This is a genomic window from Paraburkholderia sp. (assembly GCF_035948235.1).
Taxonomy (GTDB): Bacteria; Pseudomonadota; Gammaproteobacteria; order Burkholderiales; family Burkholderiaceae; genus Paraburkholderia.
In genome coordinates this window covers 1-26823 of record NZ_DASZJJ010000319.1, presented here as the reverse complement: position 1 = coordinate 26823, position 26823 = coordinate 1, and the positions used below count along the sequence as shown (strand labels likewise).

Annotated in this window: 21 protein-coding genes and 3 pseudogenes; 8 read left to right on the top strand and 16 right to left on the bottom strand. The window is 65.0% G+C overall.

Annotated features, from left to right (window positions below; all coding sequences use genetic code 11):
• Positions 1 to 147: pseudogene (locus VG320_RS28255) on the bottom strand (aldo/keto reductase); the annotation flags it as partial.
• A gap of 239 nt (positions 148 to 386) precedes the next feature.
• Between VG320_RS28255 and VG320_RS28250 the strand changes: the two are divergent.
• The gene (locus tag VG320_RS28250; RefSeq protein ID WP_327203367.1) at positions 387 to 4829 is read left to right on the top strand and encodes a DEAD/DEAH box helicase; all 4443 of its coding nucleotides are present in this window, start codon (positions 387 to 389) and stop codon (positions 4827 to 4829) included.
• A 143-nt stretch (positions 4830 to 4972) separates the two neighbouring features.
• Here the strand turns inward: VG320_RS28250 and VG320_RS28245 are convergent, their stop codons facing one another.
• Positions 4973 to 7117, bottom strand: coding sequence for a heavy metal translocating P-type ATPase (locus VG320_RS28245; RefSeq protein ID WP_327203366.1), 2145 nt, complete (start codon positions 7115 to 7117; stop codon positions 4973 to 4975).
• A gap of 120 nt (positions 7118 to 7237) precedes the next feature.
• Between VG320_RS28245 and VG320_RS28240 the strand changes: the two genes are divergently transcribed.
• Positions 7238 to 7564, top strand: a complete 327-nt coding sequence (locus tag VG320_RS28240; protein WP_327203365.1) for a hypothetical protein — start codon at positions 7238 to 7240, stop codon at positions 7562 to 7564.
• A gap of 37 nt (positions 7565 to 7601) precedes the next feature.
• Positions 7602 to 8099, top strand: coding sequence for a Cd(II)/Pb(II)-responsive transcriptional regulator (cadR, locus tag VG320_RS28235; protein WP_327203364.1), 498 nt, complete (start codon positions 7602 to 7604; stop codon positions 8097 to 8099).
• A 65-nt stretch (positions 8100 to 8164) separates the two neighbouring features.
• Here cadR and VG320_RS28230 read toward each other — a convergent pair whose 3' ends face one another.
• The gene (locus tag VG320_RS28230; protein ID WP_327203363.1) at positions 8165 to 9625 is read right to left on the bottom strand and encodes a M20 family metallopeptidase; all 1461 of its coding nucleotides are present in this window, start codon (positions 9623 to 9625) and stop codon (positions 8165 to 8167) included.
• A 211-nt stretch (positions 9626 to 9836) separates the two neighbouring features.
• Between VG320_RS28230 and VG320_RS28225 the strand changes: the two genes are divergently transcribed.
• Both VG320_RS28225 and VG320_RS28220 read left to right on the top strand, forming a co-directional pair.
• Positions 9837 to 10157 carry a superinfection immunity protein gene (locus VG320_RS28225; RefSeq protein ID WP_327203362.1) on the top strand — a complete coding sequence of 107 codons (321 nt, stop codon included), beginning with the start codon at positions 9837 to 9839 and terminating at the stop codon, positions 10155 to 10157.
• 174 nt (positions 10158 to 10331) lie between these two features.
• Positions 10332 to 10964 carry a LysE family translocator gene (locus VG320_RS28220; protein ID WP_327203361.1) on the top strand — a complete coding sequence of 211 codons (633 nt, stop codon included), beginning with the start codon at positions 10332 to 10334 and terminating at the stop codon, positions 10962 to 10964.
• 45 nt (positions 10965 to 11009) lie between these two features.
• On the opposite strand, the gene VG320_RS28215 is transcribed toward VG320_RS28220, so the two are convergent.
• From VG320_RS28215 to VG320_RS28200, 4 genes are all read right to left on the bottom strand, one after another.
• Complete coding sequence (locus tag VG320_RS28215) at positions 11010 to 11282, bottom strand: YodC family protein (RefSeq protein ID WP_327203360.1); 273 nt, start codon at positions 11280 to 11282, stop codon at positions 11010 to 11012.
• 630 nt (positions 11283 to 11912) lie between these two features.
• Positions 11913 to 12479 carry a carboxymuconolactone decarboxylase family protein gene (locus tag VG320_RS28210; protein ID WP_327203359.1) on the bottom strand — a complete coding sequence of 189 codons (567 nt, stop codon included), beginning with the start codon at positions 12477 to 12479 and terminating at the stop codon, positions 11913 to 11915.
• Positions 12480 to 12515: 36 nt separating this feature from the next.
• Entirely contained in the window at positions 12516 to 13847 is a 1332-nt protein-coding gene (locus VG320_RS28205; protein ID WP_327203358.1) for an aspartate aminotransferase family protein, read from the bottom strand.
• Between the two features lie 58 nt (positions 13848 to 13905).
• Positions 13906 to 14970, bottom strand: coding sequence for a C45 family peptidase (locus VG320_RS28200; RefSeq protein WP_327203357.1), 1065 nt, complete (start codon positions 14968 to 14970; stop codon positions 13906 to 13908).
• Between the two features lie 212 nt (positions 14971 to 15182).
• On the opposite strand from VG320_RS28200, the gene VG320_RS28195 reads away from it, so the two are divergent.
• Positions 15183 to 16148 (top strand): ABC transporter ATP-binding protein, encoded by a 966-nt coding sequence (locus VG320_RS28195; protein ID WP_327203356.1) that lies wholly within the window; start codon positions 15183 to 15185, stop codon positions 16146 to 16148.
• The gene (locus VG320_RS28190) at positions 16145 to 16906 is read left to right on the top strand and encodes an ABC transporter permease (RefSeq protein ID WP_327203355.1); all 762 of its coding nucleotides are present in this window, start codon (positions 16145 to 16147) and stop codon (positions 16904 to 16906) included. Before VG320_RS28195 ends, VG320_RS28190 begins: the two co-directional genes overlap by 4 nt.
• Before the next feature lie 74 nt (positions 16907 to 16980).
• Here VG320_RS28190 and VG320_RS28185 read toward each other — a convergent pair.
• Positions 16981 to 17730: pseudogene (locus VG320_RS28185) on the bottom strand (LysR substrate-binding domain-containing protein); the annotation flags it as partial.
• On the opposite strand from VG320_RS28185, the pseudogene VG320_RS28180 reads away from it, so the two are divergent.
• Positions 17721 to 17945, top strand: a pseudogene (locus VG320_RS28180) (fumarate hydratase C-terminal domain-containing protein); the annotation flags it as partial. The pseudogenes VG320_RS28185 and VG320_RS28180 sit on opposite strands and share 10 nt — an antisense overlap.
• 95 nt (positions 17946 to 18040) lie before the next feature.
• Here VG320_RS28180 and VG320_RS28175 read toward each other — a convergent pair.
• The 8 genes from VG320_RS28175 to VG320_RS28140 all read right to left on the bottom strand — a co-directional run.
• Positions 18041 to 18901 (bottom strand): MurR/RpiR family transcriptional regulator, encoded by an 861-nt coding sequence (locus tag VG320_RS28175; RefSeq protein ID WP_327203354.1) that lies wholly within the window; start codon positions 18899 to 18901, stop codon positions 18041 to 18043.
• An 83-nt stretch (positions 18902 to 18984) separates the two neighbouring features.
• A complete protein-coding gene (locus VG320_RS28170; protein WP_327203353.1) occupies positions 18985 to 20559 on the bottom strand; it encodes an aldehyde dehydrogenase (NADP(+)) in 1575 nt (524 codons plus the stop codon).
• A gap of 94 nt (positions 20560 to 20653) precedes the next feature.
• Positions 20654 to 22291, bottom strand: coding sequence for an APC family permease (locus tag VG320_RS28165; protein WP_327203352.1), 1638 nt, complete (start codon positions 22289 to 22291; stop codon positions 20654 to 20656).
• 469 nt (positions 22292 to 22760) lie between these two features.
• Positions 22761 to 23534 carry an AraC family transcriptional regulator gene (locus VG320_RS28160; RefSeq protein ID WP_327203351.1) on the bottom strand — a complete coding sequence of 258 codons (774 nt, stop codon included), beginning with the start codon at positions 23532 to 23534 and terminating at the stop codon, positions 22761 to 22763.
• A gap of 115 nt (positions 23535 to 23649) precedes the next feature.
• A complete protein-coding gene (locus tag VG320_RS28155) occupies positions 23650 to 24918 on the bottom strand; it encodes an FAD-dependent oxidoreductase (RefSeq protein ID WP_327203350.1) in 1269 nt (422 codons plus the stop codon).
• A complete protein-coding gene (locus VG320_RS28150; RefSeq protein WP_327203349.1) occupies positions 24915 to 25181 on the bottom strand; it encodes a 2Fe-2S iron-sulfur cluster-binding protein in 267 nt (88 codons plus the stop codon). Before VG320_RS28150 ends, VG320_RS28155 begins: the two co-directional genes overlap by 4 nt.
• Positions 25174 to 26340 (bottom strand): FAD-dependent oxidoreductase, encoded by a 1167-nt coding sequence (locus tag VG320_RS28145; RefSeq protein ID WP_327203348.1) that lies wholly within the window; start codon positions 26338 to 26340, stop codon positions 25174 to 25176. Before VG320_RS28145 ends, VG320_RS28150 begins: the two co-directional genes overlap by 8 nt.
• Positions 26337 to 26823 (bottom strand): proline racemase family protein (locus VG320_RS28140; RefSeq protein WP_327203347.1); only part of this gene is annotated, 487 nt, incomplete at its 5' end. The genes VG320_RS28145 and VG320_RS28140, both read right to left, overlap by 4 nt.

The window sequence follows — 26823 nt, the reverse complement described above, 5'->3', positions numbered from 1 at the left end:
GAGCGCGCGGCCAACGAGGCGTTCGGCATCGGCCTGTTGCAGATCGCCGATCTGGTTCCAGATGCCGGCGCCGCCGCCGAAAGTCATGGTGCCGAGACACAGCTCGGAAACGAACAGGCCGGTGCGGCCGAGCGGGTTGTATCGCATGAAGTTACTCCGTCGAGGACCGAGGGAACAGCGAAGAGATATCCAGCGGGGCGAGGATACTGCGTTCGGGCGCGGCTTGCCTGAGGCTGGCGCAATGCCACCGCATGGTGAAACGCGGCGTGGCGATGCCCGGTTCGGGCAGCGAGGCCGGAAATTTGCGAGACTGCGTCAATGCGCTTTCGGATTGCGGTCTCCAACCGCCTTGAAACTCCCGGTGCGCGTCCCCAAACCTTGTGCCTATGGCTTCGCTCCCTTCCTCGCCCGCGCCGCAGCCCGACGATCCGCTCGACCTTTTCCATCCGGCCGTGGCCGGCTGGTTCCGTCGCAGCTTCGACGCGCCCACGCCCGCGCAGCATGCCGCCTGGCCGCTGATCGAAAGCCGCCGCGCTACCCTGGTCGCCGCGCCGACCGGCTCCGGCAAGACGCTCACCGCCTTTCTTACCGCCATCGACGCGCTGGTGCGTGAAGGCCTCGCTAACGGCGGCGCACTGCCCGATGCGACGCTCGTCGTCTATGTCTCGCCGCTCAAGGCGCTTTCGAACGATATCCGCCTGAATCTCGAACGCCCGCTCGCGGGCATCGGGGAGGAACTCGCGCGCCTGGGGCTGCCGCCGGTCGAGATCCGCGCCGCCGTGCGCACCGGCGACACGCCGCAGCCCGAACGTGCCGCGCTGCGCCGCCGCGCGCCGCATATTCTCGTGACCACGCCCGAATCGCTTTACGTGCTGCTCGGTTCGGAGTCGGGCCGGCACATGCTGTCGAGCGCGCGCACTGTGATCGTCGATGAAATCCACGCCGTGGCCGGCAACAAGCGCGGCGTGCATCTGGCGCTGAGCCTCGAACGGCTCGATGCGCTCTGTGCCCGAAAGCCGCTGCGCATCGGCCTCTCCGCGACGCAAAAACCGATTGAAACCGTTGCGCGTTTTCTGGTCGGCATGGGCGACGACGCCAGCGCGCCGCCCTCCTGCGAGATCGTCGATGCAGGCCACGCGCGCCCGCGCGATCTCGCGCTCGAGGTGCCACCCGTGCCGCTCGAAGCGATCATGGCGAACGATGTCTGGGAGCGCGTCTACGACCGCATCGCCGAACTGGTGGCGATGCATCGCACCACGCTCGTGTTCGTCAACACGCGGCGCATGGCCGAGCGCGTCGCGCGCCATCTCACCGATCGCCTCGGCAATGAAGCCGTGGCCGCGCATCACGGCAGCCTCGCGCGCGAGCATCGTTTCGAGGCCGAACAGCGGCTCAAACGCGGCGACCTGCGCGTGCTGGTGGCGACGGCGTCGCTGGAACTGGGTATCGATATCGGCGATGTGGATCTGGTCGTGCAGATCGGCTCGCCGCGCTCGATTGCGGCGTTTTTGCAGCGTGTGGGGCGCTCCGGACACCAGGTGGGCGGCACGCCGAAGGGGCGGCTGTTCCCCACTTCGCGCGACGACCTGATCGAGTGCACCGCCCTGCTCGACTGCGTGCGGCGCGGCGAACTCGACCGCATCACGCTGCCGCACGCGCCCATCGACGTACTCGCGCAGCAGATCGTCGCGGAAGTCGCCTGCCAGGAGTGGAGCGAGGATGCGCTCTACGCGCTTGTGCGGCGCAGCGCACCTTATGCGCAGCTCGAACGCGCGCGCTTCGACGCGGTACTGCGCATGCTCGCCGAGGGTTATACGAGCCGTCACGGGCCGCGCGCCGCGTATCTGCATCGCGATGTGGTGAGCCAGACGCTGCGCGCACGGCGTGGTGCGCGGCTGGTCGCGCTGACATCGGGCGGCACGATCCCCGACAACGCCGATTACGCCGTGCTGCTCGAACCGCAGAGCGTGCAGATCGGCACCGTGAACGAGGATTTCGCCGTCGAGAGTCTGGCCGGCGACGTGTTTCAGCTCGGCAACGCGTCATACCGCATTCTGCGCATCGAAGCGGGCCGCGTGCGCGTGGAGGACGCGCAGGGCCAGCCGCCCAACATCCCGTTCTGGCTTGGCGAGGCGCCGGGCCGCAGCGATGAATTGTCGTTCGCGATTTCGCGTCTGCGCGCGCAGATCGAAGAGAAACTCAGCACTTCACACAATAATCCGGATACCGAATTATCTGAGGCCATCGAGCGCGCCACGGCCTGGCTTTGCGATGCGCTGGGTCTGGACGACGCCGCCGCGCGGCAGATCGTCGACTATCTGGCGCGCGCGCGTCAGGCGCTCACCGTTTTGCCCACGCACGACACGCTCGTGATGGAGCGATTCTTCGACGAATCGGGCGGCACGCAACTGGTCATTCACTCGCCTTACGGCAGCCGCATGAACCGCGCGTGGGGCCTCGCGCTGCGCAAACGCTTTTGCCGCCAGTTCAATTTCGAGCTGCAGGCCGCCGCCACCGAAGACGCCATCATCCTTTCGCTGACGGGTGCGCACAGCTTCGCGCTCGACGAAGTGTGGCGCTATTTGCATTCGAATTCCGCTGAACATCTGCTGGTGCAGGCGCTGCTGGATGCGCCGCTGTTCGGCGTGCGCTGGCGCTGGAACGCGACCGCGGCGCTCGCGCTGCCGCGCCAGAGCGGCGGGCGCAAGACGCCGCCGCAGATCCAGCGTATGCGCAGCGAAGACCTGCTCGCCGCCGTGTTTCCCGATCAGGTCGCCTGCGTCGAAAACCTCGCGGGCGAGCGCGAAATTCCGCCGCATCCGCTTGTCGATCAGACGCTCGACGATTGCCTGCACGATGCTATGGATACCGAAACATGGCTCGCGCTGCTGCGCCGCATGGAGTCCGGCGAGGTGCGGTTGGTGACGCGCGAATTGCCTGCGCCCTCGCCGCTTGCGGCCGAAATCCTCACGGCGCGCCCTTACGCGTTTCTCGACGATGCGCCCATCGAGGAGCGACGCACCCAGGCCGTGCTGTCGCGGCGCTGGAGCGATCCTGAATCCGCCGACGATCTGGGCGCGCTGGACGCCGAGGCCATCGCCAGCGTGCGCGAAGAGGCCTGGCCGCAAGTGCGCAACGCCGACGAAATGCACGACGCGCTCAACACGCTCGGCGCGCTGGCGCACGGCGAAGTGCAAGCAGGCGGCTGGCAAGGCTGGCTCGACGAACTGGTTGCGGCGGGCCGCGCCACGCGCCTGCCCATCGCCGACCACGAAGCGTTGTGGGTCAGCATTGAACGGCTGGCCTGCGTGCAGGCGATCTATCCGCAGTCGCGCTGCGAACCGCCGCTACAGGCGCCGGACACGCTCCGCACTGATCCGAACGGCGAGCCGTGGAGCGAGGACGCCGCGCTGGTCGAATTGATACGGGCGCGGCTGTCGGGCTTTGGGCCGCTCACTGTCGCCCAGGTGGCGCGACCGCTTGCTCTGGAGGCGAGCGTGGCCGCCCTCGCCCTCACTCGGCTCGAAGCCGAAGGCACGGTCATGCGCGGGCGCTTCACGCCGGGCGCGCCCGACGAGGAATGGTGCGAGCGCCACCTGCTCGCACGCATCCACCGCTACACCGTGCGCAAGCTGCGCCGCGAAATCGAGCCGGTTGAGCGCCACGATTTCATGCGCTTCCTGTTCGAATGGCAGCACGTTGCGGCTGGCACGCGCGGCTCGGGCCGCGACGCGCTCGCGGCGATGCTCGATCAGCTCGAAGGCTGGGAAGCGTCGGCGCTCGCGTGGGAGGACGAAATCCTGCCCGCGCGCATCGACGATTACTCGCCGCTGCTGCTCGACGAACTGTGCCGCTCGGGACGGCTCGCGTGGGCGCGGCTGCCTGCGCGCGCGGCTTCGGCCGCGACGGCCACCGTGCGCAGCACGCCCGTCGTGCTGTTGCCGCGCCGCGAACTGGCGCGCTGGACGGCGCTGCTCGACGCGCCCGAAGCCGAGCCGGCGGCGCGCGCACGGCGCGTCTATGACGCGCTGCTGCGCCACGGCGCGATGTTCTTCGACGAACTGGCCGCCGACGCGCATCTGCTTGGCGTGGAACTGGAAAGCGCACTCGGCGAACTGGTGGCGGCGGGTCTCGTGAACGCCGACAGTTTTGCGGGACTGCGCGCGCTGGTTCGCCCAGCCGCGAAGCGTGCGGCGTATCACGGCAAGCGGCGGCCGCGCGGCTTCGGGCCGCTGGTCGGGTCGATGGCCGACGCGGGACGCTGGGCAGTGCTGCGACGTGTGGCGTTACCGCCTGAAAACACGGATGCCGAAGCAGGCACGAAGCCCATCGCACAAACCCGCCGCATACCCGCCGATGCCGACCTGCTCGAACACGTCGCGAATGGACTTCTGCGCCGCTATGGCGTGATCTGCTGGCAACTGCTGGCGCGCGAAGCGCCCTGGCTGCCGCCGTGGCGCGATCTGCTGCGCGTGCTACATCGCATGGAAGCGCGCGGCCATGTGCGTGGCGGGCGTTTCGTCACGGGGCTTTCCGGCGAGCAGTTCGCGCTGCCCGAAGCCATCCCGCTGCTTCGCGAAATCCGCCGGCGCGGCGCGCAGGATCACGCAGACGCTGCAGAGCCGCTCTGCATCGCCGCGACCGATCCCCTCAACCTGCTCGGCTCCGTGCTACCCGGCGAGAAAGTGCCCGCCGTCGCGGGCAACCGTATTGCGTTTCAGGACGGCTTGCCCGTCGCCACGCTGATCGCAGGGCGTGTGGAGTTTCGCGGCGATTTCGATGCCGCAACGCAGGCCCGGCTGCGCAGTGCCTTGATGCACTTCGGCTGACTTACGGCGCGCGAATAGTTTGAGATTTCACGCTAGCGCGATTTCGTGCCACGGAAATCGGACTCTGCCAGAATCGCGCGAGACTGGCTGTTAGTTGCATAAGGACATAAAAAAGCAGCGAGCCGAAAAGGCTCGCCACTACTTCAGCCCGCCAGCGTGGCCGAACGATCCGCGAAATGCCGCCGCACGCGCAGCCCATTGGCCACCACCAGCAAACTCGCGCCCACGTCCGCGAACACGGCCATCCAGAGCGTCGCCTCGCCCGCCAGCGCGAGCACCAGGAATACAAGTTTGATCCCCAGCGCGAGCGTGATGTTCTGCATCAGCACCGCTGAGGTCTTGCGGCTCAGCCCGATGAATGCTGCGATCTTGCGCGGATCGTCGTCCATGATCGCGACGTCGGCGGTTTCGAGCGCCGTCGCCGTGCCCGCCGCCCCCATTGCGAAGCCGATATCCGCACGCGCAAGCGCAGGCGCATCGTTCACGCCGTCGCCGACCATCGCCGTCATGCCGCGCTGCGTCGAGAGTTCGGCGATTGCGTCCTGCTTGTCCTGCGGCAGCAGATTGCCGCGCGCGTCGTCGATGCCGAGCGGCCCGGCAATCGCGCGCACCGTGGTCGGGTTATCGCCGCTCAGCATCACGGGCTTCACGCCCAGGCGCTTGAGCGCGCGCATGGCGGGCGCGCTCTCGGACCGCACCGCATCGGCGACCGCGAATAGCGCCACGGGCTCGCGCGAGGAGCACAGCACGATCGCGGTCTTGCCCGCCGCTTCAAGAGCGGCAAGCTGCGTTTCGAGTTCCGGCGAGCACAGCCCCAGCGACTCCACCAGCCGATGGTTGCCCAGATGCCAGGCCTCGCCGCCGATCCGTCCGGTCACGCCCATACCGTTGATGACCGCGAAGTCATCGACTTTTTCAAGCGACGCCTGTCCGTCGACCTCGCGCCAGCCCGCCACGATCGCCCGCGCGACGGGGTGCGTGCTCGCATCGTCGAGGCTTGCGGCCAGGCGCAGCGCTGCGGATTTCGGCAACGCGTTCAGCGCAAGCACGTCGGTGAGTTTCGGCTTGCCGAGCGTGAGCGTGCCGGTCTTGTCGAACGCCACGGCCTTGAGCAGGCGACCTCGTTCGAGCCACACGCCGCCCTTCACGAGAATGCCGTTGCGCGCCGCCGCCGCAAGGCCGCTCACGACCGTCACAGGCGTGGCGACCACCAGCGCGCAAGGGCAGGCGATCACGAGCATTACGAGCGCCTTGTAGAGCCACGCGCTCCACGCGCCGCCGAAAATGAGCGGCCCACCCACGGCGATCAGCACGGCGAACGCGACCACCGCGGGCGTGTAGTAACGCGCGAACTGATCGACGAAACGCTGGGTCGGCGCACGCTGCGCCTGGGCGTCCTGCACCGCCGCGGCGATACGCGCGAGCGTGCTGTCACGCGCAGTCGCGGTGACCGTCGCTTCCACCACGCCATCGACGACGATGCTGCCCGCGTAAAGCGCATCGCTCTCAGTCTTGTCGACAGGCAGGCTTTCCCCGGTGATGGGCGCCTGATCGAGCGCCGCGCGTCCGGTAGTGACGCGGGCGTCGACCGGCACGCGCTCGCCGGTGCGTACACGGATGCGCGCGCCGACGGCCACTTCGGCGACGGCGCTGGTGCGCCATTCGCCTTGCTGCGCGCCGGCAGCGGCACCGACAAACCAGACCTCGGCAGTTTCGGGCGCGAGCGCGGTGAGCATGCGGATCGCATGACGCGCGCGCTCCAGCGACAGCGCCTCGATTTCCTCCGCCAGCGCGAACAGGAAGACGACCATGGCGGCTTCCGGCCACTTGCCGATGACAATTGCGCCAGCCACCGCCAGCGACATCAGGAAGTAGATGTTGATCGTGAGGTTCTTGAGCGCGATCCAGCCTTTCTTGAGCGTCGGCAAGCCCGCACAGAGCAGCGACACGACCGCGCAGACCAGCACTGGCACGCCTGCGTCCTGGCCCGTCGTCCAGGCGAACACTTCGGCGCCTGCCGCGGCCAGGCCGCTTGCCGCGAGCAGCAGCTTCTGGCGCATCGCAAGTCCCGGCGTGGGAGCGGGCGCGCTGGCACTTGCCTCCACGCCATCACCGAGCGCGCGCGGCGCCATGTCGAGTGCGCGCAGCGCGGTTTCGAGCGGTTGCGCGTCGGGCAGCGTGTGATAGACGGTCAACTCGCGCGCCAGCAGGTCGAAGTCGAGACGTGCAACGCCCGACATCGGTTCGAGGCGGTTGCGGATCAGCCGCTCTTCGGTCGGACAATCCATGTTGTCGATGCGGTAGCGCGCGCGCTGCGTGCCGTCGGGCGCGGGCGCGGCCGGGCGGCTGCGCCTGGCCTGCGGCGCAGCGCTGTCGCAGCAGGATGCGCCTGCGTGGCTGGCGTGGTCATGATCGCTGTGATCGTGAGCATGACCATGATCGTGCGCATGAGCGGCGCCGTGGTTATGGCTGCACGCATGGCCGTGGTCATCATGATCGTGCGCGTGGCCATGATCGTGCCCGTGAGCATGGCCCTCCCCGGCGCCATGACACGCGTGCTCATGCCCCGTTTCGATTTCGTCCCGCGCAGCGCGTGCCGTTGCCGTCGCGCCTGCCGCGGTATCGTGCCTGTCGGCGCGCGCACGATAGCGCTGCGCCAGCGCGCCCCGCGACAAAAAAACCTGGACCATGGCCGAATTCTCCCAAAAGTGACAGAATCATTGAACAGCCTGTAGCCGCTACAGGGTCAAGGAATTTTTGGGAATCGCGACGATGAGAATCGGAGAACTGGCGCGTCACGCGCATTGCGACGTCGAAACGGTGCGCTTCTACGAGCGCGAAGGGTTGCTGGACGAACCCGCGCGCGAGACCAACGGCTATCGCAGCTATACGGTCGCGCACGCCGCGCAGCTTAATTTCATCCGCCATTGCCGCTCGCTGGGCATCGGCCTGTCTGACATCCGCATGCTGCGGCGCTATCAGGCCGACCCGGATCAGCCCTGCGACGAAGTGAACGCGTTGATCGACTGCCAGATCGCGCGCATCCACCAGCAGATCGAAACGATGCGCGTGCTGGAGCAGCAACTGCGCACGCTGCGCGACAGCTGCAACGCGCGCCACAGCAGCGCGGAGTGCGGAATCATGAAAAATCTGGAGCAGCCGGTCGACGAGGAAAACTGCTCCTGTCATGCGGACGCGGCCCACGCGGAGCCTACTGAGCAAGTCAGCGGCCCTGATCCGGCCGCGGAGGACTCACACGCGCACCGCTGACGCGGGCGCGCGGCAAGGCGCGGCCCACATCGCGGAAAGATCAGCGCGTCAGGTCAAGGCGCGCATCAAGGCGCCGAAGCAATCACTTCGGCAACCGTGGCCGTAAGCTTCTTCGCGTACGGCACATGCAGGAACTCGTTCGGGCCATGGGCGTTCGACTTCGGGCCGAGCACGCCGCACACCATGAACTGCGACTTCGGGAAGCCGGCCTGCAGCACGTTCATCAGCGGAATCGTGCCCCCCTGGCCGAGATACGCGCAGTCCGCGCCAAAGTGGTTACGCGAGGCCGTGTCGAGCGCCTGCGAAAGCCACGGGCTGAGATCGGGCGCGCTCCAGCCGTTGGCCGCGCCCACATCCGGCTTGAACGTCACGCGCGCGTTGTACGGCGGGTCGACTTCGAGCAAGGCCTTGAGATCCGCCACGGCCTTCGCCGCATCCAGCAGCGGCGGCAGACGCAGCGACAGCTTGAACGCCGTGCGCGGACGCAGCACATTGCCTGCATTCGCCAGCGACGGCAACCCGGCCGCGCCAGTCACCGACAACGAGGGCCGCCACGTGGAATCGAGCAGCGCCTGCTGCGGATCGGTCGTGGTCGGCAACACGCGGCGGCCGTCCAGACCGCACGCCCACGGCATGCTCTTCCAGACGTTCTCGCCGAGGATCTTCGCGGTGACTTCCGCTTCGGCCAGACGTTTGGACGGAATCGGAATATGGAAGCCTTCCGGCAACAGCGTGCCGGTGCGGGCATCCTCGAGCCGCTCGAACAACTGGCGCATGACGCGGAAGCTAGACGGCGCGATGCCGCCATACGAGCCCGAGTGAATGCCCTCTTCGAGCACTTCCACTTCCAGATCGCCGGTCACGAGGCCGCGCAGCGACGTGGTGAGCCAGAGCTGATCGTAATTGCCCGCACCCGAATCGAGGCAAACCACGAGACCCACCGCGCCCAGACGGTCGCGCAGCGCATCGACATAAGGCAGCAGATCGTAGCTGCCCGACTCCTCGCAGGTTTCGATCAGGCCCACGCAACGCGGCCGCTCGATGCCCTGGGCGTCGAGCGCGGCCAGCGCCGTGATGCTGGCATAGATGGCATAGCCGTCGTCCGCGCCGCCGCGGCCATAGAGACGGCCGTCTTCGAACTTGGGCGTCCACGGACCGAGGTCATTCCGCCAGCCGTCGAATTCAGGCTGCTTGTCGAGGTGGCCGTAAAGCAGAACGGTTTCGCTGCTGTTCGAGCGCGTGGCCGGTGCTTCGAAAAAAATCACCGGCGTGCGGCCAGGCAGGCGCACGACTTCGAGCTTGAGCCCGCGCACGGGCTGCGTTTCCGCCCACTTTGCGGCCTCGATGACGACGCGCTCCAGATAACCGTGCTGCGCCCAGTCGGCGTCGAAGGCGGGACTCTTTGCGGGCACCGCGATGTAGTCGGTGAGCGCAGGAACGATTTCGTCGTTCCATTTACGCTCCACGAACGTGCGCAATTCATCGCGATCGAGTTGGCGGGTGACCTCTGTCGGGGCTGAGCTCATGGTGTGGGGATTCATTGCCGGAAAAACCACGATCATAGACCCGAACGCCCGTTCACCCAAAGGCCTGGCGTCCACGTTGGCCATCCGGCCAGGTCTTTGCCCGACTCACCTCAGATTATTGCCAGCCGCTTGAAAGGCCTTTCTTACGCCCGAGCCCGATCCGCGCGACAATGACCTTACGGGGGCGACGCCCTGTCGCGGAGGAGTCATCATGGCGAGCCATTCCATATTCGAGATCGTGGTCCTGCTGGCAGCGGTCGTGCTGTACTTCCTGCCCGCGATGATTGCCGACCGGCGCAAGCGTCACGACCTGCTGATCATTGCCCTGTTCAATGCGGTGGTGGGCTGGACCGTGCTGGGCTGGTTCCTCGCGCTGTTCTGGTCGCTGCAGCCGAATCCGCCGAGAGATATCGGCGACAACGTGCAGCAGAAGAAAAAGATCCTCGGCATGCAGTTGTTCTCGCGCCGCCTCGACGCGCGCGCTCAGGCCCGCCAGTCGCGCAATGCCGACCGCGAAGGCTCGTCACGCTGATCCCCCTGGCCGAATGGCCAACGCGGTGCAGCAGGCCGGGCACAGACCCGCCAGCCATGAAATAATTACCCCAAACACCGCTGCGCCCACCGCCTCTGCAACGCTGGGCGCGCGTGCCGCGCCTCTTCCCGTTGTCTGACCCGCAGCCTGACCTGCAACATTACGGAGCCCGCCATGCCCCATGTCGCCCCGCTGTTCGCCTTTGCCGCCGTCGCTCTCGGCATGGCGCTCACGCCCGGACCCAACATGATCTATCTGATCTCGCGCTCGATCTGCCAGGGGCGCAAGGCCGGCCTGATCTCGCTCGGTGGGGTAGCGCTGGGTTTCCTGTTTTATATGCTGTGCGCGGCGTTCGGCATTACTGCGCTGCTCATGGCCGTGCCGTTTGCCTACGATGCGCTGCGCCTGGGCGGCGCGCTCTATCTCGCCTGGCTCGCATGGCAGACGCTTAAGCCGGGTGGCCGCTCGCCCTTCCAGGTGCGCGAACTGACGCCCGATCGGCCTGGCAAGCTGTTCCTGATGGGCTTCGTGACCAACCTGCTCAATCCGAAGGTGGCGATTCTCTATCTCTCGCTGCTGCCGCAGTTCATCGACCCGAGCAAAGGCAGCGTGCTGACGCAGTCAATCGAACTGGGCACGGTGCAGATCCTGCTGTCGGTCACGATCAACGCGATGGCGGCGATCACGGCAGGCTCGATCGCGTCGTTTCTCGCGGGCCGTCCGAAGTGGCTCGCAATCCAGCGTTATCTGATGGGTACGGTGCTGGCCGGCCTTGCAGTGCGCATCGCCGCCGAGGGTCAGCGCTAAGCCTTAGCCTGGTCGACGGGAAGCGAGCGCCGCGCTGGCGCCCGCTTACGCGCGCCGAAGGGGCATGCGCATCCTGACCGAGCCGGCCGAAATCAGGCGCGGCTCCATTTTCACCATGTCCTGCGCGAACATGTCCTGGCGCAGTTCGCCGTGTTCGTCGAACCATTGGCAGATCAGCCAATGGCCGCTGGCGAAGCCCACCGGCCCCGCATACATAACGGTCATGCGTGGTCCACCCGATTTGAGGGTGACCACGTCGCCAATGCCCGCTTCGGCGCAATGCGGGCTTTCGGCGACCTCTTCGGTCGTATCAAGCATGGATTTCCCCGAGTAAAAAGCTCGTGCCTCGAATCGTCCCCGGAGCAGGTATGGAACCCGCTTTTAGCCACGAAAAACCGCCATTTCGGTTATGTTATTGCGGCGGCTTTCAATAAGTCTGGCAAGACTAACAATGCGAATTAAATCACGCAAGCGATTTTATCCCAACCTCGGGAAATCCGCATTTAAGGTGCTCATAACGATTTAGCTAATTGTCGTACTCGTTGGCAGCTATTTACGCTTTAGCGCGCGGCCGCCAGCGCCGCGCCGCCCAAACAGTCTTATTATTTGGAGCACCGGCAGCATAATGCCGCAACAATTTATAACACCCTGAAGTGCAATGCATGCGGCCCGGCGCAACATTAACCATATAGTTCAAATAACCTGCCGTGGCAAATATGCCTGAAAACGTTTACTGCCAAAAAACGTTCACTCGTTTTATTTTTTACTCTTCTCGATATCCGATATCGCGATTCTCGATGCAGGCAATTAACCAACCGTCGGGTAAATCAGTGCACTGAAATATGTCCGTCACGCCAAATGAAAAAACGCCCCATTCGGCCATACCGGATGGGGCGTTCGTTTAACTACATGGCGCAGTATCACGACGCCATGGCGAGTAAGGCCTGCCTACTCGGGGAACGGCAGCGTGGTCTGGCCTTCCGCGCGCATGCCAAAAACGTTGAGCGTCATCGCCACGAGCGCGTAGTAGCCCAGCAGGCCGACCAGGTTGATAGTCGTCTCGTGACCGAAACGCTCCACGGCGCGCGCGTAAGTAGCGTCCGAGACGCGTCTGGTGTCGTAAAGCTCGGTCGTGAAGGCGTAGATCAGCGCGTCGTCGGCGTCTTCGAAGACCGGCTCGGCGCCCGTGCGGATCTGCTCGGCGAGCGCTTCGGGCACGCCCGCCTTGATCGCGATCGGATAGTGGATATACCACTCCGCCTGCGCCTGCCAGCGCGACGCCGTCACAAGAATCGCCAGCTCCGAGAGGCGCAGCGAAAGGCCTGTGCTGTATCGGCAAAATGCACCCAGCCGCTGGGCGTGCTGGGCGAGCTGCGGGCTGTGAATCCAGCCGAGAAACGGGCCGTTCAGGTTGCCGCGCGGGCCGGACAGGATTTCATCGAGCACGGCCTTCTGCTCGGGCGTCGCGCTGGCGGCGTCGAAAGCCGGCAAGCGCGGATTCGGGGATTGCGTCATCGATTTTTGCTCCGAAAATGATCAGACCGCAAGGGTTCACACAGCCTGCAACGCCGCGCCGATTGACCCGGCCAGACGGTCCTCGATCGTGTCGATATCCTGCGCCGTGCAGATGAACGGCGGCGCGAGCAGGATGTGATCGCCATTCTGGCCGTCCACGGTGCCGCCCATCGGATACACCATCAGGCCGCGCGAGAAAGCCTCGCGTTTGATCGCCGCGTGCAGCTTGAGCGAGGGATCGAAGCTCGCCTTGGTCGCGCGGTCCTTGACCAGTTCCACGCCGACAAACAGGCCACGCCCGCGCACATCGCCCACATGCGGATGGTCCGCGTAGCGCTCGCGCAGACGCGCGCGCAGTTGCTCGCCGCGCGCCAGCACGTTGTCGAGCAGATTGTCCTCGGCGATCACGTGCTGCACGGCAAGCGCCGCCGCACAGGCCGTTGCGTGACCGATATAAGTGTGGCCGTGCTGGAAATAACCGCTGCCGCCCACGATGGTCTCGTAGATGGGCTGGCTGACCAGCGTCGCGCCGATCGGCTGATAACCCGCGCCCAGTCCCTTGGCGATGGTCAGCAGGTCCGGCGCCACGCCGTCCTCCTCGCACGCGAACAGATAACCGGTGCGGCCCATGCCCGACATGATCTCGTCGAGGATCAGCAGCACGCCGTAGCGGTCGCACACCGCGCGGATCTTGCGGAAGTACTCGCGCACCGGCGGCACCGCGCCGGCCGTCGCACCCACCACCGTTTCCGCAACAAAGGCCGCGACGTTCTCGGCGCCGAGTTCGAGGATCTTCTGCTCCAGCTCATCGGCCAGACGTTGCGCGTAAGCCTCGTCGGTTTCGCCGTCCAGGCGCTCGCGGTACGCGTAACACGGGCTGACGTGATGCGATTCGATCAGGATCGGCAGGAACGGCTCGCGGCGCCAGGCGTTTCCGCCGATCGCCAGCGCCCCCAGCGTGTTGCCGTGATAGCTCTGGCGGCGCGCGATGAAATGACGGCGCGAGCGCTCGCCCTTCTCGACGAAATACTGGCGCGCGAGCTTGAGCGCCGCCTCGATCGCCTCGGAACCGCCCGAGACAAAGTAGACGTGATCGAGCCCAGCGGGCGCGCGCTCGATCAGGTAATCGGCGAGTTGCTCCGACGCTTCGGTCGTGAAGAACGAGGTGTGGGCGTACGGCAGCGCCTGGGCCTGCTGCTTGATCGCGTCGATCACGCGCTGGTTGCTATGCCCCAGGCACGAGACGGCCGCGCCGCCGCTCGCGTCGATATAGCGCTTGCCGGTGGAATCGATGATCTCAATGCCCTCGCCCGCCACGGCGACGGGCAGCGTTTGCCTGGGCATCCGATGAAACACTTTGCTGGACATGGTAGTTCTCGCTGAAAACAGATATCTGACTGGAATTCGTTGGACCGGCTTGCGGCGCTCAGACCGCGCGCGGAATCGGCATCGACAGCGTGCGCACGCCTTCCTGCCAGACCTCGAGGCTCACGCCATCCGGCGCGATCTGCATGCAGGCCGTGGCGAGCGTGTTTTCGTCGTCGGGGTCGTGCGGATCGTCGCGGAAGATCGGCAGGCCGTCGCCGCCGCGATCCTGCAGCGTGCGCACGAAAGCCGCGCCATCCGGCTGCGCGCCAAGCGCCGGCAGCAGATCGGCGAGACGCGCCTGACGGTCGCGCGACGAATCCGTGACGATCTGCGCCTCGCTATCAGAACGATCGCAGCCGGCGTGGATCAGGTGGTTGGCGTGGCCCGACGGCGCACCGATTTCGACAACCGAGGCGCGCTGCGCCGTGGCTTCCACGCTGTAGACGCGCACCGCGCCCGCCGCGTCGGTGCCGCCGACCGTATGGTGAAAGCCGCTCGCGCGCGGCGTATCGCGCAGCAGCGCGAGCGCGTCCTCGAGGGTCGCGGCGTCCAGCACGGCGCGCGCCAGGATCATGCGCGGCACGCCCGCGCGCGGTTCGCGAATGCGCACGTTGTTGATCGCCTGCGCCACACCCGCGCGGGACGCCGCGAAGGTGTGGCCCGGCAGCGAGCCGGGATAGTAGAAGCTCACGAAGCCCGGTTTGCCTTCGGGCGTCACCTCGACCACGGCGCAGCGGCCGCGCAGATACGGATCGCCGTCTTCGTTATGGGCGATCAGCCCGCCAACCAGGCCGCCAGTTGCCTCGGTACGCACGGCGAGCGTCGTGCAGCCGTCGGGGGCATTGTGGATCAACTCGCCGCGGCAATTCCAGAGGAACAGGTCGTGCGCGGACCAGCCCAGCGCCGCCGCCATCGCATCCAGTTCGGCCACGTAAGCCGGGAAATGCTCTTGCGCCGCCGCGCGCAGTTGCTGCACGAACGCGTGGCCGCGCCAGCGGCTCACTGCCGCCCAGGCGCCGCTTTGTGCCATATACGGCGCGAAGACGGGCCTGGCGAGTTCGCCAAGCTGCTGCCCGATCGCCTCGGGCGTCCCGCCCATGCGGATAGTCTTGAGTGCCTGCATCGTTTGACTTGCCTGTCCCTGGCTGCGTGGTAACCGATGCCGGATTTATACGCTTCGCAACAAATGTTGTCAAATGAAAGACAGCTTACAACGAATGAGCGCCGCACGGCCAATATATAAAGGGCAGGTACGCGAAGCGCGCAGGGTCAAGTCCAGCCCAGCCCCACTCGGGCGTCCGATGCCCTGCCCCCGATTCTGGTAATGTCACGCACATGCAAACGATCCTCTCCGTCGAGAACCTCTCGAAAGTCTACGCATCGGGATTCCGCGCGCTTTCGCGCATCAATCTGGACATCGAACGCGGCGAAATTTTCGCGCTGCTCGGCCCCAACGGCGCCGGCAAGACGACGCTCATCAGCATCATCTGCGGCATCGTCAATCCAAGCGAAGGCCATGTCCGTGTAGCGGGTCACGATATCGTCAGCGACTACCGCGCGGCGCGCTCGCTCATCGGCCTCGTGCCGCAGGAGCTGACCACCGACGCGTTCGAAACCGTCTGGGCTACCGTGTCGTTCAGCCGTGGCCTGTTCGGCAAGCCGCCCAATCCAGCCTATGTCGAGCGCGTACTACGCGACCTCTCGCTATGGGAAAAACGCAACAACAAGATCCTCACGCTGTCGGGCGGCATGAAGCGCCGCGTGCTGATCGCGAAGGCGCTGGCGCATGAGCCGCAGGTGCTGTTTCTGGACGAGCCCACCGCAGGCGTGGATGTGGAATTGCGCCGCGACATGTGGGAACTCGTGCGCGGGCTGAAGGCCAGCGGCGTGACGATCATCCTCACGACCCACTACATCGACGAAGCGGAAGAGATGGCCGACCGCATCGGCGTCATCAATGCGGGCGAGATCATGCTGGTCGAGCGCAAGGACGCGCTCATGCGCAAGCTCGGCCGCAAGCAGTTGACATTGCAGCTCGAAGCGCCGATCGCCGCCATTCCGCCCGCGCTCGCCGCGTGGCGTCTGGAGCTGGCCGAAGGCGGCAGCGAACTCACCTACACCTACGACGCCGAAAACGAACGCAACGACATCATCGCGCTGCTCAAGGGTCTGGGCGATGCGGGCATCGGCTTCACGGACCTGAAGACGAGCCAGAGTTCGCTGGAGGACATCTTCGTGAGTCTGGTCGGCAAAGATGCCGCGCTCGCGGATAACGGCAAGCCAGAGGTGAGCGCCAAATGAATATCCACGCAATCCGCGCCATCTACCGCTTCGAAATGGCGCGCACGAGACGCACGCTGATGCAGAGCATCGTCGCGCCGGTGATCTCGACTTCGCTGTACTTCATCGTGTTCGGCTCCGCGATCGGTTCGCGCATCAAGGAAGTGAATGGCGTCAGTTACGGCGCGTTCATCGTGCCAGGCCTGATCATGCTGTCGCTGTTGTCGCAGAGTATTTCGAATGCGTCGTTCGGCATTTACTTTCCGCGCTTCACGGGCACGATCTACGAGTTGCTTTCGGCGCCCGTGTCGTACTTCGAAATCGTCATCAGCTATGTCGGTGCGGCGGCGACCAAGTCGGTGCTGCTCGGGCTCATCATCCTCGCCACCGCGGCGCTGTTCGTGCCGATCCAGATCCAGCATCCCTTCTGGATGGTGCTATTCCTGCTGCTGACGGCGATCACGTTCAGCCTGCTCGGGTTCATCATCGGCATCTGGGCGGATAACTTCGAGAAGCTGCAAATCGTGCCGCTGCTCGTCATCACGCCGCTGACATTTCTGGGCGGCAGTTTCTACTCGGTCGACATGCTGCCGCCGGCGTGGAAGATCATCACGCTGTTCAATCCGATCGTCTATCTGATCAGCGGGTTCCGCTGGAGCTTTTATGGACTCGCGGATGTTGCCGTGGGCGTGAGCCTCGGCATGACCGCGGCGTTTCTCGCGCTGTTTTTATGCATCACCGCGTGGATCTTCAAGACCGGTTACCGGTTGAAAAACTGATGGCTGAATAAAGCCCAGCACTGCAAAAAAACGGGACGCGGCATATACGCCGCGTCCCGTTTTTTATTGCATCGTCACGCGTTGCCGGCGCGTGCGAGTTCCGCGCTCAGGAAATCGACGAAGGCGCGCACGCGCGTCGATAGCTGATGCCGTTGCGCGTAGACCGCGTAAATATCCGCACCGGGCGTGCGGTATTCGGGCAGCACGACCACGAGGCGGCCGTCCGCCAGATACTCCCTCACATCCCACTGCGCACGCATCAGAATGCCGTGGCCTTCGAGCGCCCACTTCACGGCAATCTCGCCGTCGTTGGTCGTGAGGTTGCCATTCACGCGAATCGCTTCGCTTTTTGCGTTCGTTCCGCGCTCCGCCGTGAGCCGCCACACGCCATACGCTTCGTCCCCCTGACGAATGCCGATGCAATTGTGACGCACGAGTTCGTGCGGCGAGGCCGGTGTGCCGTGCTTCGCCAGATAGGCGGGCGATGCGCACAGCAGCCGCCGGTTCGGCGCGAGACGGCGCGCGATCACGCGCGCATCGGGCGGCTCGCCAAAGCGGATGCAGACGTCGAAGCTGTCGTCCGTAAACGGCGGCGGCGTCACAGACAACTGCAACTGCACCGACACCTGCGGATGTTGCACGACAAAGCGCGATATCGCCGGGCCGATATGGCTGCGCCCAAAGCCAAGCGTCGCATTCACGCGCAGCAAGCCCGTCGGACTGCGCCGCGAACTGCCAAGTAGCTCGCTCAACTCCTCGACCTGATCGAGGATGCGCCGCGCGTGTTCCAGATACACCTCGCCCTCGGGCGTGAGCAGCATGCGCAGCCACGCTGGTGGAGGAAATCGAAGGCGCGGAGTGGCAGGACCTGGGTATGCCGGAAACCCTCTGGATCAATCGCGTGAAGGAGTTCGGGCCGTTGATTATCTCCATCGATACCAAAGGCAATAACCTGATCCAGCAGAACAAGACCGTTTTCAACGAGAAAAAGAAGCCCATCCTCGATCGCATCAGCAAGGAACTCAGCTTCATCAAGTGAGCGCCCCTTAAAGCAAGCGGCGCCGTGTGATTGCACGGCGCCGCATTTTTTCTTGCATCAGCGAGGATCAAACGATCGGAGCATGTCAGGGGACGTCAGGGCACATACGCGCCGCGCGCGTTGAGCGAGCGCTCGGCCGCTTCCAGATGCGTTACCGCGCCGGTGCCTTCCAGCGCCAGCAGATGCGCGACCAGCGATTCCGCCAGCGCTGTAGCCGCGACCAGCGAAGGGAAGAACGATGGGCTTTCGTGCGTGAAGATCAGCACTTTTTCGGCGTTGAGCGCGATGGGCGAAACCGCGCTATCGGTAATCGCAATCAGCTTGCTGCCCTTTTCGAGCGCCGCTTCGGCTACCCGCACGGCTTCGACGGAGTAAGGCGCGAAGCTGACCACGATCGTCGCGCTATCGCGCTCGATGCCGAGCAACTGCATTTCCAGCGTCCCCGCCTCGCCGCCGAGCAGCGACACCGCTGGCCTGAACAGACGGTAGCCGTACACGAGCCCGAACGCCACCGCATAGCACGAGCGAAAGCCCGCAACGTGGACGTGTCGGGCTTTTTTCAGCACGCGCGCGGCTTCCAGCATGGCACGCGTGTTGTGCGCGGAACTGGCGTCGAGGTTGTGCTGCTGGGCGGTGAGCAGATCGCGCGCAAGCGCGTCTTTCGCGCTGCCCGCAACCAGCGAGCGCGCACGGCTCGACAGCGGCTCGGGCCGCGTGCGCACGCGCGCGACGAACAGATCGCGCAGTTCGTTCCAGCCCGGAAAGCCAAGTTGCTGCGACAGGCGCACGAGCGAGGCGGGCTGGACCTGGGCACGCTCGGCGACCTTGCGCATCGACGACACGGCAACTTCGTCGGGATGGTCGAGCAGAAAGGCCGCACCGGTCTGGAATTGCGGACTGAGTTCGGCGAAACGCGCACGGATGAGCGCGGCAAGCTGGTCAAAGCTTTCAGGCATGTCGATGGGCGCAGAGGGCCGGACAGTGGACGACAACAAATGTTACCACTGGTGTTGCGGCGTGTTGCGCAAATGCGTCCGACCTACCGATGCATAACCCCATCGACCCGCCGCGCCAGCGCAAGCGGATTCCCATCTTGCAGCGCCTGCGGCAGCAGATCGTCGGGCAGATCCTGATACGAAACGGGCCGCAGGAAGCGCTCGATGGCGCGACTGCCGACCGAGGTCGTGCGCTGGTCCGAGGTCGCCGGGAACGGGCCGCCATGCACCATCGCGTGACCGACTTCCACGCCGGTGCCAAAGCCGTTTGCAAGAATCCGGCCGGCCTTGCGTTCAAGCGTCGGCAACAGCGTGCGGCAGGCGGCGCGATCGTCGTGGTCCAGATGCACAGCCACCGTCAATTGCCCTTCGAGCGACTTGAGCACGCCGTGCAATTCGTCGAGATCGCGGCAACGCACGATCAGCGACGCGGGACCGAACACTTCCTCGCGCAATGCGGAATCTGCGCTGAATGCCCGCGCGGTGGTCGCGAATAGCGCCGCCTGGGCGTCGAAACGGCCGCCCGCCTCGCCGCGCGCGAGTTGCTCGACATCGGCGTGTGCAGCGAGACGTTCGACGCCTTTGAGATAGTTCGCATGAATGCCGGGCGTGAGCATCGTCGATGCGCTGGCATTGGCAAGCGCATCGCCAGCGGCGCGTTCGAATGCGCGCAGCGATTCGCCGTCCACGGCGAGCACGAGGCCCGGATTCGTGCAGAACTGGCCAGCGCCCAGCGTGAGCGAGGCTGCAAACTGCTGCGCGATCGCGCCGCCACGCGCGCCCAGCGCGCCAGCCAGCAATACGACCGGATTAATCGAACTCATCTCTGCGTAGACGGGTATCGGCTCCTCGCGCGCGTTGGCGATTTTCATGAGCGCCACGCCACCCGCTCGCGACCCCGTGAAGCCCACTGCCTTGATGCGCACGTCGGCCACCAGCGCCTGGCCAATCGAAAGACCGCTGTCGAATAGCAGCGAGAAAACGCCTTCGGGCAAACCACATTGCTGCACCGCCTGCTGAATCGCGCGGCCCACGAGTTCGGACGTGCCTGGATGCGCGCCGTGCGCCTTCACGATCACCGGACAACCCGCCGCGAGCGCCGAGGCCGTATCGCCGCCCGCCACCGAAAACGCCAGCGGAAAATTCGACGCGCCGAACACCGCCACCGGTCCGATCGCGACGTTGCGCAGACGCAGATCCACGCGTGGCATCGGCTTGCGATCTGCCTGCGCAGGGTCGATGCGCGCATCGACGAAATCGCCGTTGCGAAGCACGCCAGCGAACAGTCTCAGTTGCCCGACCGTGCGCGCGCGTTCACCTTCGAGGCGCGCTCGCGGCAAGCCCGTTTCGGCCATGCAGCGCTCGATCAGTGCGTCGCCAATCGCCATGATCTTCTCGCCGATGGTCTCCAGAAACGCCGCGCGATTTTCAGGCGGCGTTTCGCGGAAGGTGTCGAAGGCGGCTTCCGCGAGCGCACATGCGCGCTCCAGATCGTCCTGTGTCGCGCCACCGAAAGCGGGTTCGAGCGTTTCGCCCGTGCGCGCGTCGATGCCGTGAAAAGCGCCGTGCGTGCCGCGCACGCTCATTGCGCCGATAAGCGATTGACCGGTAATCGTCATAGTTACCTCTGCAAAAAACCAACCGGGCCACCAAGGCCCGGTTATAAATCGATGGGAAAGACGTGAATCAATTAATGCCTGATTGCCGATGCACTCATTGATCGTCGGCGTCGAGTTGCAGCTTGTGGCTGGGCACGCCGGTATTGGCGCCCCAGTAGTAGATGCCGAGGCTCGCCAGTGCGACCACGACCGTGTCATACGGATGCGCGAGCGCGCCGCTACCGCCAAAACTGCCCTGCCACGACAGCACGATCATCACGGCGTAGAACGCAATCAGCCAAAGCGACGAGCGCACCTGTTCTGCAAGACTGAGCTGGCGCGTCGGCACGAAACGTCCTGCCGCGAGATAAATCACGAACATGACGATCTGCAGTCCCAGCAGCCAGGAGACCGTGCTCCAGCCCGACCAGTAGACGATCAGCGCAGCGATAACGAACGACACCGGCCCGACGATGCCAAAACATCCCACGCGAAACGGCCGCGGCATATCAGGCGCATTGCGTCGCAGGGCGGCAACCGAAATCGGCGCCACCGCGTAGCTCAGCACGAGCGCCGCCGACACCACATTAATGAGCGTTTCCCACGAGGGAAACGGCAGCGTCCAGAACACCGCCAGCGCGAACGTGAGCCACATGGCCGGACGCGGAATGCCCGAAGCTTCATCCACGCGCGTGAATACGCGGAAGAACGTGCCCGTTTTGGCCCATGCGTAGACCACGCGCGGCGTTGCGTTCATGTAAATGTTGCCGCAACCGCTCGGCGAAATAGCGGCGTCCGCCACCACCATATAGGCGAGCCAGCCCACGCCCAGTGCCAGTGCGATATCGCGGTACGGCAGCGAGAATGCCTTGCTCACGCCTTCCCAGCCGCTCTTGAGCGTATCGGTAGGAATACTGCCGATAAACGCCAGCTGCAGCAGCACGTAAATGAGCGTCGAAAGCAGCACGGAGAGAATCAGCGCGACAGGAATTGTGCGCTGCGGATTGCGCACTTCGCTTGCGACCGAAATGATCGGCGTGAGGCCGAGATAGGCAAAGATAATGCCGCCTGCCGAGACCGCCATTTCAATGCCGGAAAGACCGTACGGTGCGAAACCGTGCACGGTGAGATTGACGGGTTTGAAAAACGTAAACAGCACCCCGATCACCGAAAGCGGCACGATGAATTTAAAAATGCTGATGAGGTTATTGGCGCGCGCGAAGGTCTTTACGCTCGAATAGTTCAGGCGGAAAAACAGGCACAGCAACGCGAACTGGACGAACCAGCCCATCGTGGTGGGATTGCCGGAACCCGGTTGGCTCAGCATGGGAAACCACGCAGCCGCATACTGGCGCGCGGCAACGACTTCAATGGCGATCAGGCTGGAAAACGCAATCAGCGTGACAAAGCCCATCAGATAGCCGAGCAGCGGGCCGTGTGAAAAAACCGGGTAGCGCACCACGCCGCCCGCACGCGGCAGCGCCGCGCCCAGTTCGCAATAGACGATGCCGAGCAACAGCACCGCGAAGCCGCCGATCAGCCAGGAGACGATGCCCGCGGGTCCGGCGATTGCCGAAACATGGCTCGCGGCAAATAGCCAGCCCGAACCGAAAATGGCGCCCAGGCCGATGAACGTGAGGTCAGTGAGCGACAGTTGCTTCTTGAAGCGGCCTTCGCCTGTCTGTTCGTGGGCGGCGGCATGCGTGCCGTCGCTGACTGGCAATGAGCGATGTAAATTGCCTTGACTGGACATCGTCGATGTCTCCTGATTTTAGGAATGAGCGCTTGAGCGGTCGGCTGCCGCATCGAGGTGCAGGAGCGAAACGCGAATGAGGATGCACGCGAGGCGCGCTGTAGATGACGTGCGTGGCGCGGGATAAAGAGCCGCGTCTGGCAGTTCGGTGCGAGCGCTCGGGCTACGTCACGGTGACGTGGCGAGTGGGCTCAGCGGGGCATACTGCACCCGGTTGAATAACGTTACGGCTCACGGTGCCGATCTCCTTCGTTGAATGCATCGCGCCAGGTTCGCGACGATGCGAAGAAGTATCGCTATCCATTAACTTGAAGGCTTGAGGGCTTTCGTGCCTCAGCATGACGAATTCAGCACAATCGTCATCACGCTCACGCGCATACAGATGACATGCGCAAGCGCTATCGGGGACAACACTTAGCCATGCGCGCGCGAATGATGCGAGGCGCTCGCGCGCTGCGAATACGGGTTATTAATCGGATGACGCCGCTTGTGGATGCAGCAGCGCGCGATATTGACTCGGCGTGATGCCCACGGTGGCCTTGAATTGACGCGTGAATGCGCTGTGATCGTTATAGCCGCAGCGGGTGGCGATGTCCGTGATGCTCGAATCGCCAGCAAGCAGTTCGGACGCCGCATCAAGCCGCGTCTTGAGCAGCATCTGGCGCGGCGTGAGATGAAAGACCTTGTGAAAATAACGCTCGACCTGTGCCACCGACATATCGATCAGCACCGCCAGATTCGACAGTTTAAGCGGCTGCGCGTAATTTTCCTGAATGTATTTCGCCGCAATCGCAACACGCTGATACGCCGGGTGCGTGCCCTCCGCCGCGCGCAGATCGCGCGAAATACCGGCAACGCCCAGCACGCGCCCTTGTGCGTCTTGCAGCGGGACTTTGGAAGTGAGGCACCAGCCGGGCTCGCGTCCCGGATAAAGGTGTAATTCGAGCTGGTCGATCAGGCGGCTGTTATCGCGCACGACCGCTTCGTCCTGCTCCATATATATACGGCCAAACCGCGAAGGAAACACTTCCGCCGCCGTCTTGCCAAGCAGCGCACGACGATCCTTGCGACCGCAGCGCGCCACCAGCGTGGCATTGACGATCACATAGCGCGCTTCATGATCCTTGACGAAAAAGACCACGTCGGGCATGGCGTCGAAGAGCGGTTCGAGCAGGGAAAAGTGCGCCACCATCTGCGGGAGCGTCGTGTTCGCGCTGACGGCGGGCTGGAGCAGATCGTGCATGGCAAAGCGTCGCGAGTCGGAAATCGGAATGCAGTCGATTATGCCTTTGCCGCCGCCGCTTGCCCACCTGCAAAGAAAACCGGGCCATGCTTTCACATGGCCCGGCTGAAACACTTTACGTTTGCGTCTGCACCTGCATCAGCGTGCCGATCCGGGCTGGCGAGAATGGCGCACGTGCCCCGTTGCGCTCCCAGCCCAGGCAAAACGCTGCGGCTTCTCCGCAGATCCTGCCCTGGCACGGCCCCATGCCACAGCGCGTATGCAGTTTCGCATCGCGCCAGTTGCGATGCAGCGCGGCATCGGCAAAGCGGACGTCTTCACAGCGACATAGCACGGTATCCGGCGCGGCCAGCCCGCGCAATTGCGGATCGAGCGCGAACGCCGTGTGCATCCGTGCAGCAAAGCGGCGATACCGCTCGCGCTGCGCAAACAGAGCGCGCGCTTGCGCGACGTTGCCAAGTGCCGCGTACGCCGCAATGCGTCCTTCCACCGCCGACAACTCCATGCCGCCCACGCCCGTGCATTCTCCGGCTGCATAGATATCGGGCTGCGTGGTTGACTGCAGATCGTCGACGGCGATGGCCAGCACGCCCTGATTTTCATCGATACCGCAACCCAGCGCCGTGCCCAGCGTGGTATTGGGCACCAGCCCAAACGCACACGCCAGCCGGTCGCAGTCGATACGCGTCTCTTTTTCGCCCTGCTTCACCATCACATGCGAAAGCTGGCCATCGCCCAGTGCGGCGCTCACATGCGCGCCACACAGATACGGCGTCGCGCGCAGATCGAAACGCATGCGTGCCGCCTGCGCGAGCTTCGCGGGGGTGTACACGAGCGACGCTGCGAACTGCCGGACCGCGTGCGGCGCGGCCTGTTCGACGATCGCCATCACGCGTGCGCCCTGTTCGCGCGCGGTGAGCGCCGCCGCCCACAAAAGCGGCCCGCTCCCCGCGATGACAATGCGCTCGCCGCGCACCGGCATGCCGCCCTTCACGAGCGCCTGCAAACCACCCGCGCCCGTCACGCCTGGCAGCGTCCAGCCCGGATACGGCAGAAAGCGCTCTCTCGCGCCAGCCGCCACGATCAGTTTGCCGTAGCCGATCGTATAGCCTCGCGAGGCGTCTTCCACGAGCAGCTGTCGCGCACCGCTCGCCTGCACCACGCGCGTGCCGCTCAAATACGTGACGTTCGTGGATCGCTGCATCGCCTCGATGGCCTCGTGCGCGCGGCCTTTGGCGCGATGCTGCGGCCCTTGTCGCCAGATCTGGCCACCCGGCAGCGCGTTATCGTCGACGATGCCGACTTTCGCGCCCGCTTGCGCCGCCACGCTCGCGGCGTTCAAGCCTGCCGGACCAGCCCCAATAATCAGGATATCGAAATTCATGGCGCAGACCTCGCCGTCTTGATGGTCATGCCTTGCGCGCAGAGTGTCTGACAAGCGAGTCGATGTTGCACGCCGTCTATCGTCACGCGGCACTCCTGGCACACGCCCATGCCACACAAGGGCCCGCGCTGCGCGCCGCTCACGGATTCGCGCGTCACGACGCCCGCCGTGTGCGTTGCCATGGCAATCGCCGCCACAACCGAACTGCCGCGCGCGACCTGCACGCTGCGTCCATCCACGTCGAGGGTCAACATCTCAGGCATGAGCGACTCCTGCTTTTTCGAAGCGCGCAGGCCGATAGGGCACGGGATCGATCGGCAACACGTCGGCAAGACCCAGCATCTGCGCGGCAATCAGCTTGCCCGTGGCGAGCGCCGTCGTGACGCCCAGACCTTCATGTCCGGTCGCCAGCCACGTCGAGTGGTGACAGTCGTCGTGCGCGAATGGCCCGGCTGGGCCGATCAAGGGCAGACCATCGCTCGTGGCAGGCCGAAAGCCCGTCCACGCGCGGATCGCGTTGAGCGTCGGCAGGTCGGGCAGATACCCGGCGGCGCGGCGCAGCATGCGCGCGAGAATTTCAGGTTCGATGGCAGCATCGACGCTGTCGAACTGGCGCGACGAACCGATCAGAATCTGGCCCGTCGGGCGCGGCTGCACATTGAACGCCACTGACGTGCCGCTCGCATTGTGCGCGCTCTTGATATAGCCAAGTTCGAGGATCTGATGCCGGATCGTGCCGGGATAGCGGTCGGTAATAATCAGGTGTCCTTTTTTTGCCTGCATCGGCAGGCCGGGCAGCATGTCTGACGCTTGCAGGCCATTCGCCAGCAGCACGGCGCCCGCCGCGAGCGATTCGCCATCGGCGAGTACCACGCCCTGGCGGTCCACGCGCGCAACCTGCGTACCGAGCCGGCATGTCACCCGTCCTTTCACCGGCTGCGCGAGTAGCCACGCAGCAGCAGCGGGCGCGTAGACCACCGCGTCGTCCGGCATCACCATGCCGCCGCGCAGGCCTTCACGCAGCGCAGGTTCGGCTTCGCGCACCTGCTGGGCATCCAGCAAGGAGCAGGCCACGCCAGAGCGCACCAGCGCCTCCTGACGCGTTTGCGCCAGGGCGTATTCCTCGTCGTCCTCGGCGACCCAGAGCGTGCCGCAGCGCACGAACGCTTCGCGCTCGCTCAGACGCGGCGCAAGTTCCAGCCACAGATCGCGCGACCATGCCGACAAGGCGAATTCGGCGGGGCTGTCGTCCATCAGCACCAGATGGCCCATGCCCGCCGCCGTCACGCCGCCGCCGATACCCGCGCGGTCGAGCACGAGCACATCCGCGCCCTGCCGCGCCAGTTCGTGTGCGCACGCGGCGCCGACGATGCCCGCGCCCACCACGATCACATCGGGACTCGAATGAAGCGGCTGGCTCACGCGCGAATGCCCCAGGCGAAGGGATCGTCGGCGGCGAAGATCAGCTTCGATTCGGCGCTCACGTGCGCCGTGCCGCGAATGCTCGGGCGCACATAACGCTGAGCGGTTGTGCTCACGTCTTCCAACGGCTCGTAGCTCGCCTCGAACACGCTGCCGATAATGCTCTCCTGCCGCCAGTTCGCGCCAGGCGCCAGCGCGCCGTCCGCGGCGAGGCAGGCGATCTTCGCGCTCGTGCCCGTGCCGCAAGGCGAGCGGTCATAGGCCTTGCCCGGGCACAGCACAAAGTTGCGGCTGTCGATGCCGGGCACGGTGGAGTCCGCGAACAGTTCGATATGGTCGATGTGCGCGCCGCCTTCACCGGTGATGCCATTGGCTTCGAGCGCGGCGCGAATATTCCAGGCAACATGGGTGAGCGATTCGACATGGGCGAATTCCAGCGACTGCCCGTGATCGGCAACGAGGAAGAACCAGTTGCCGCCCCAG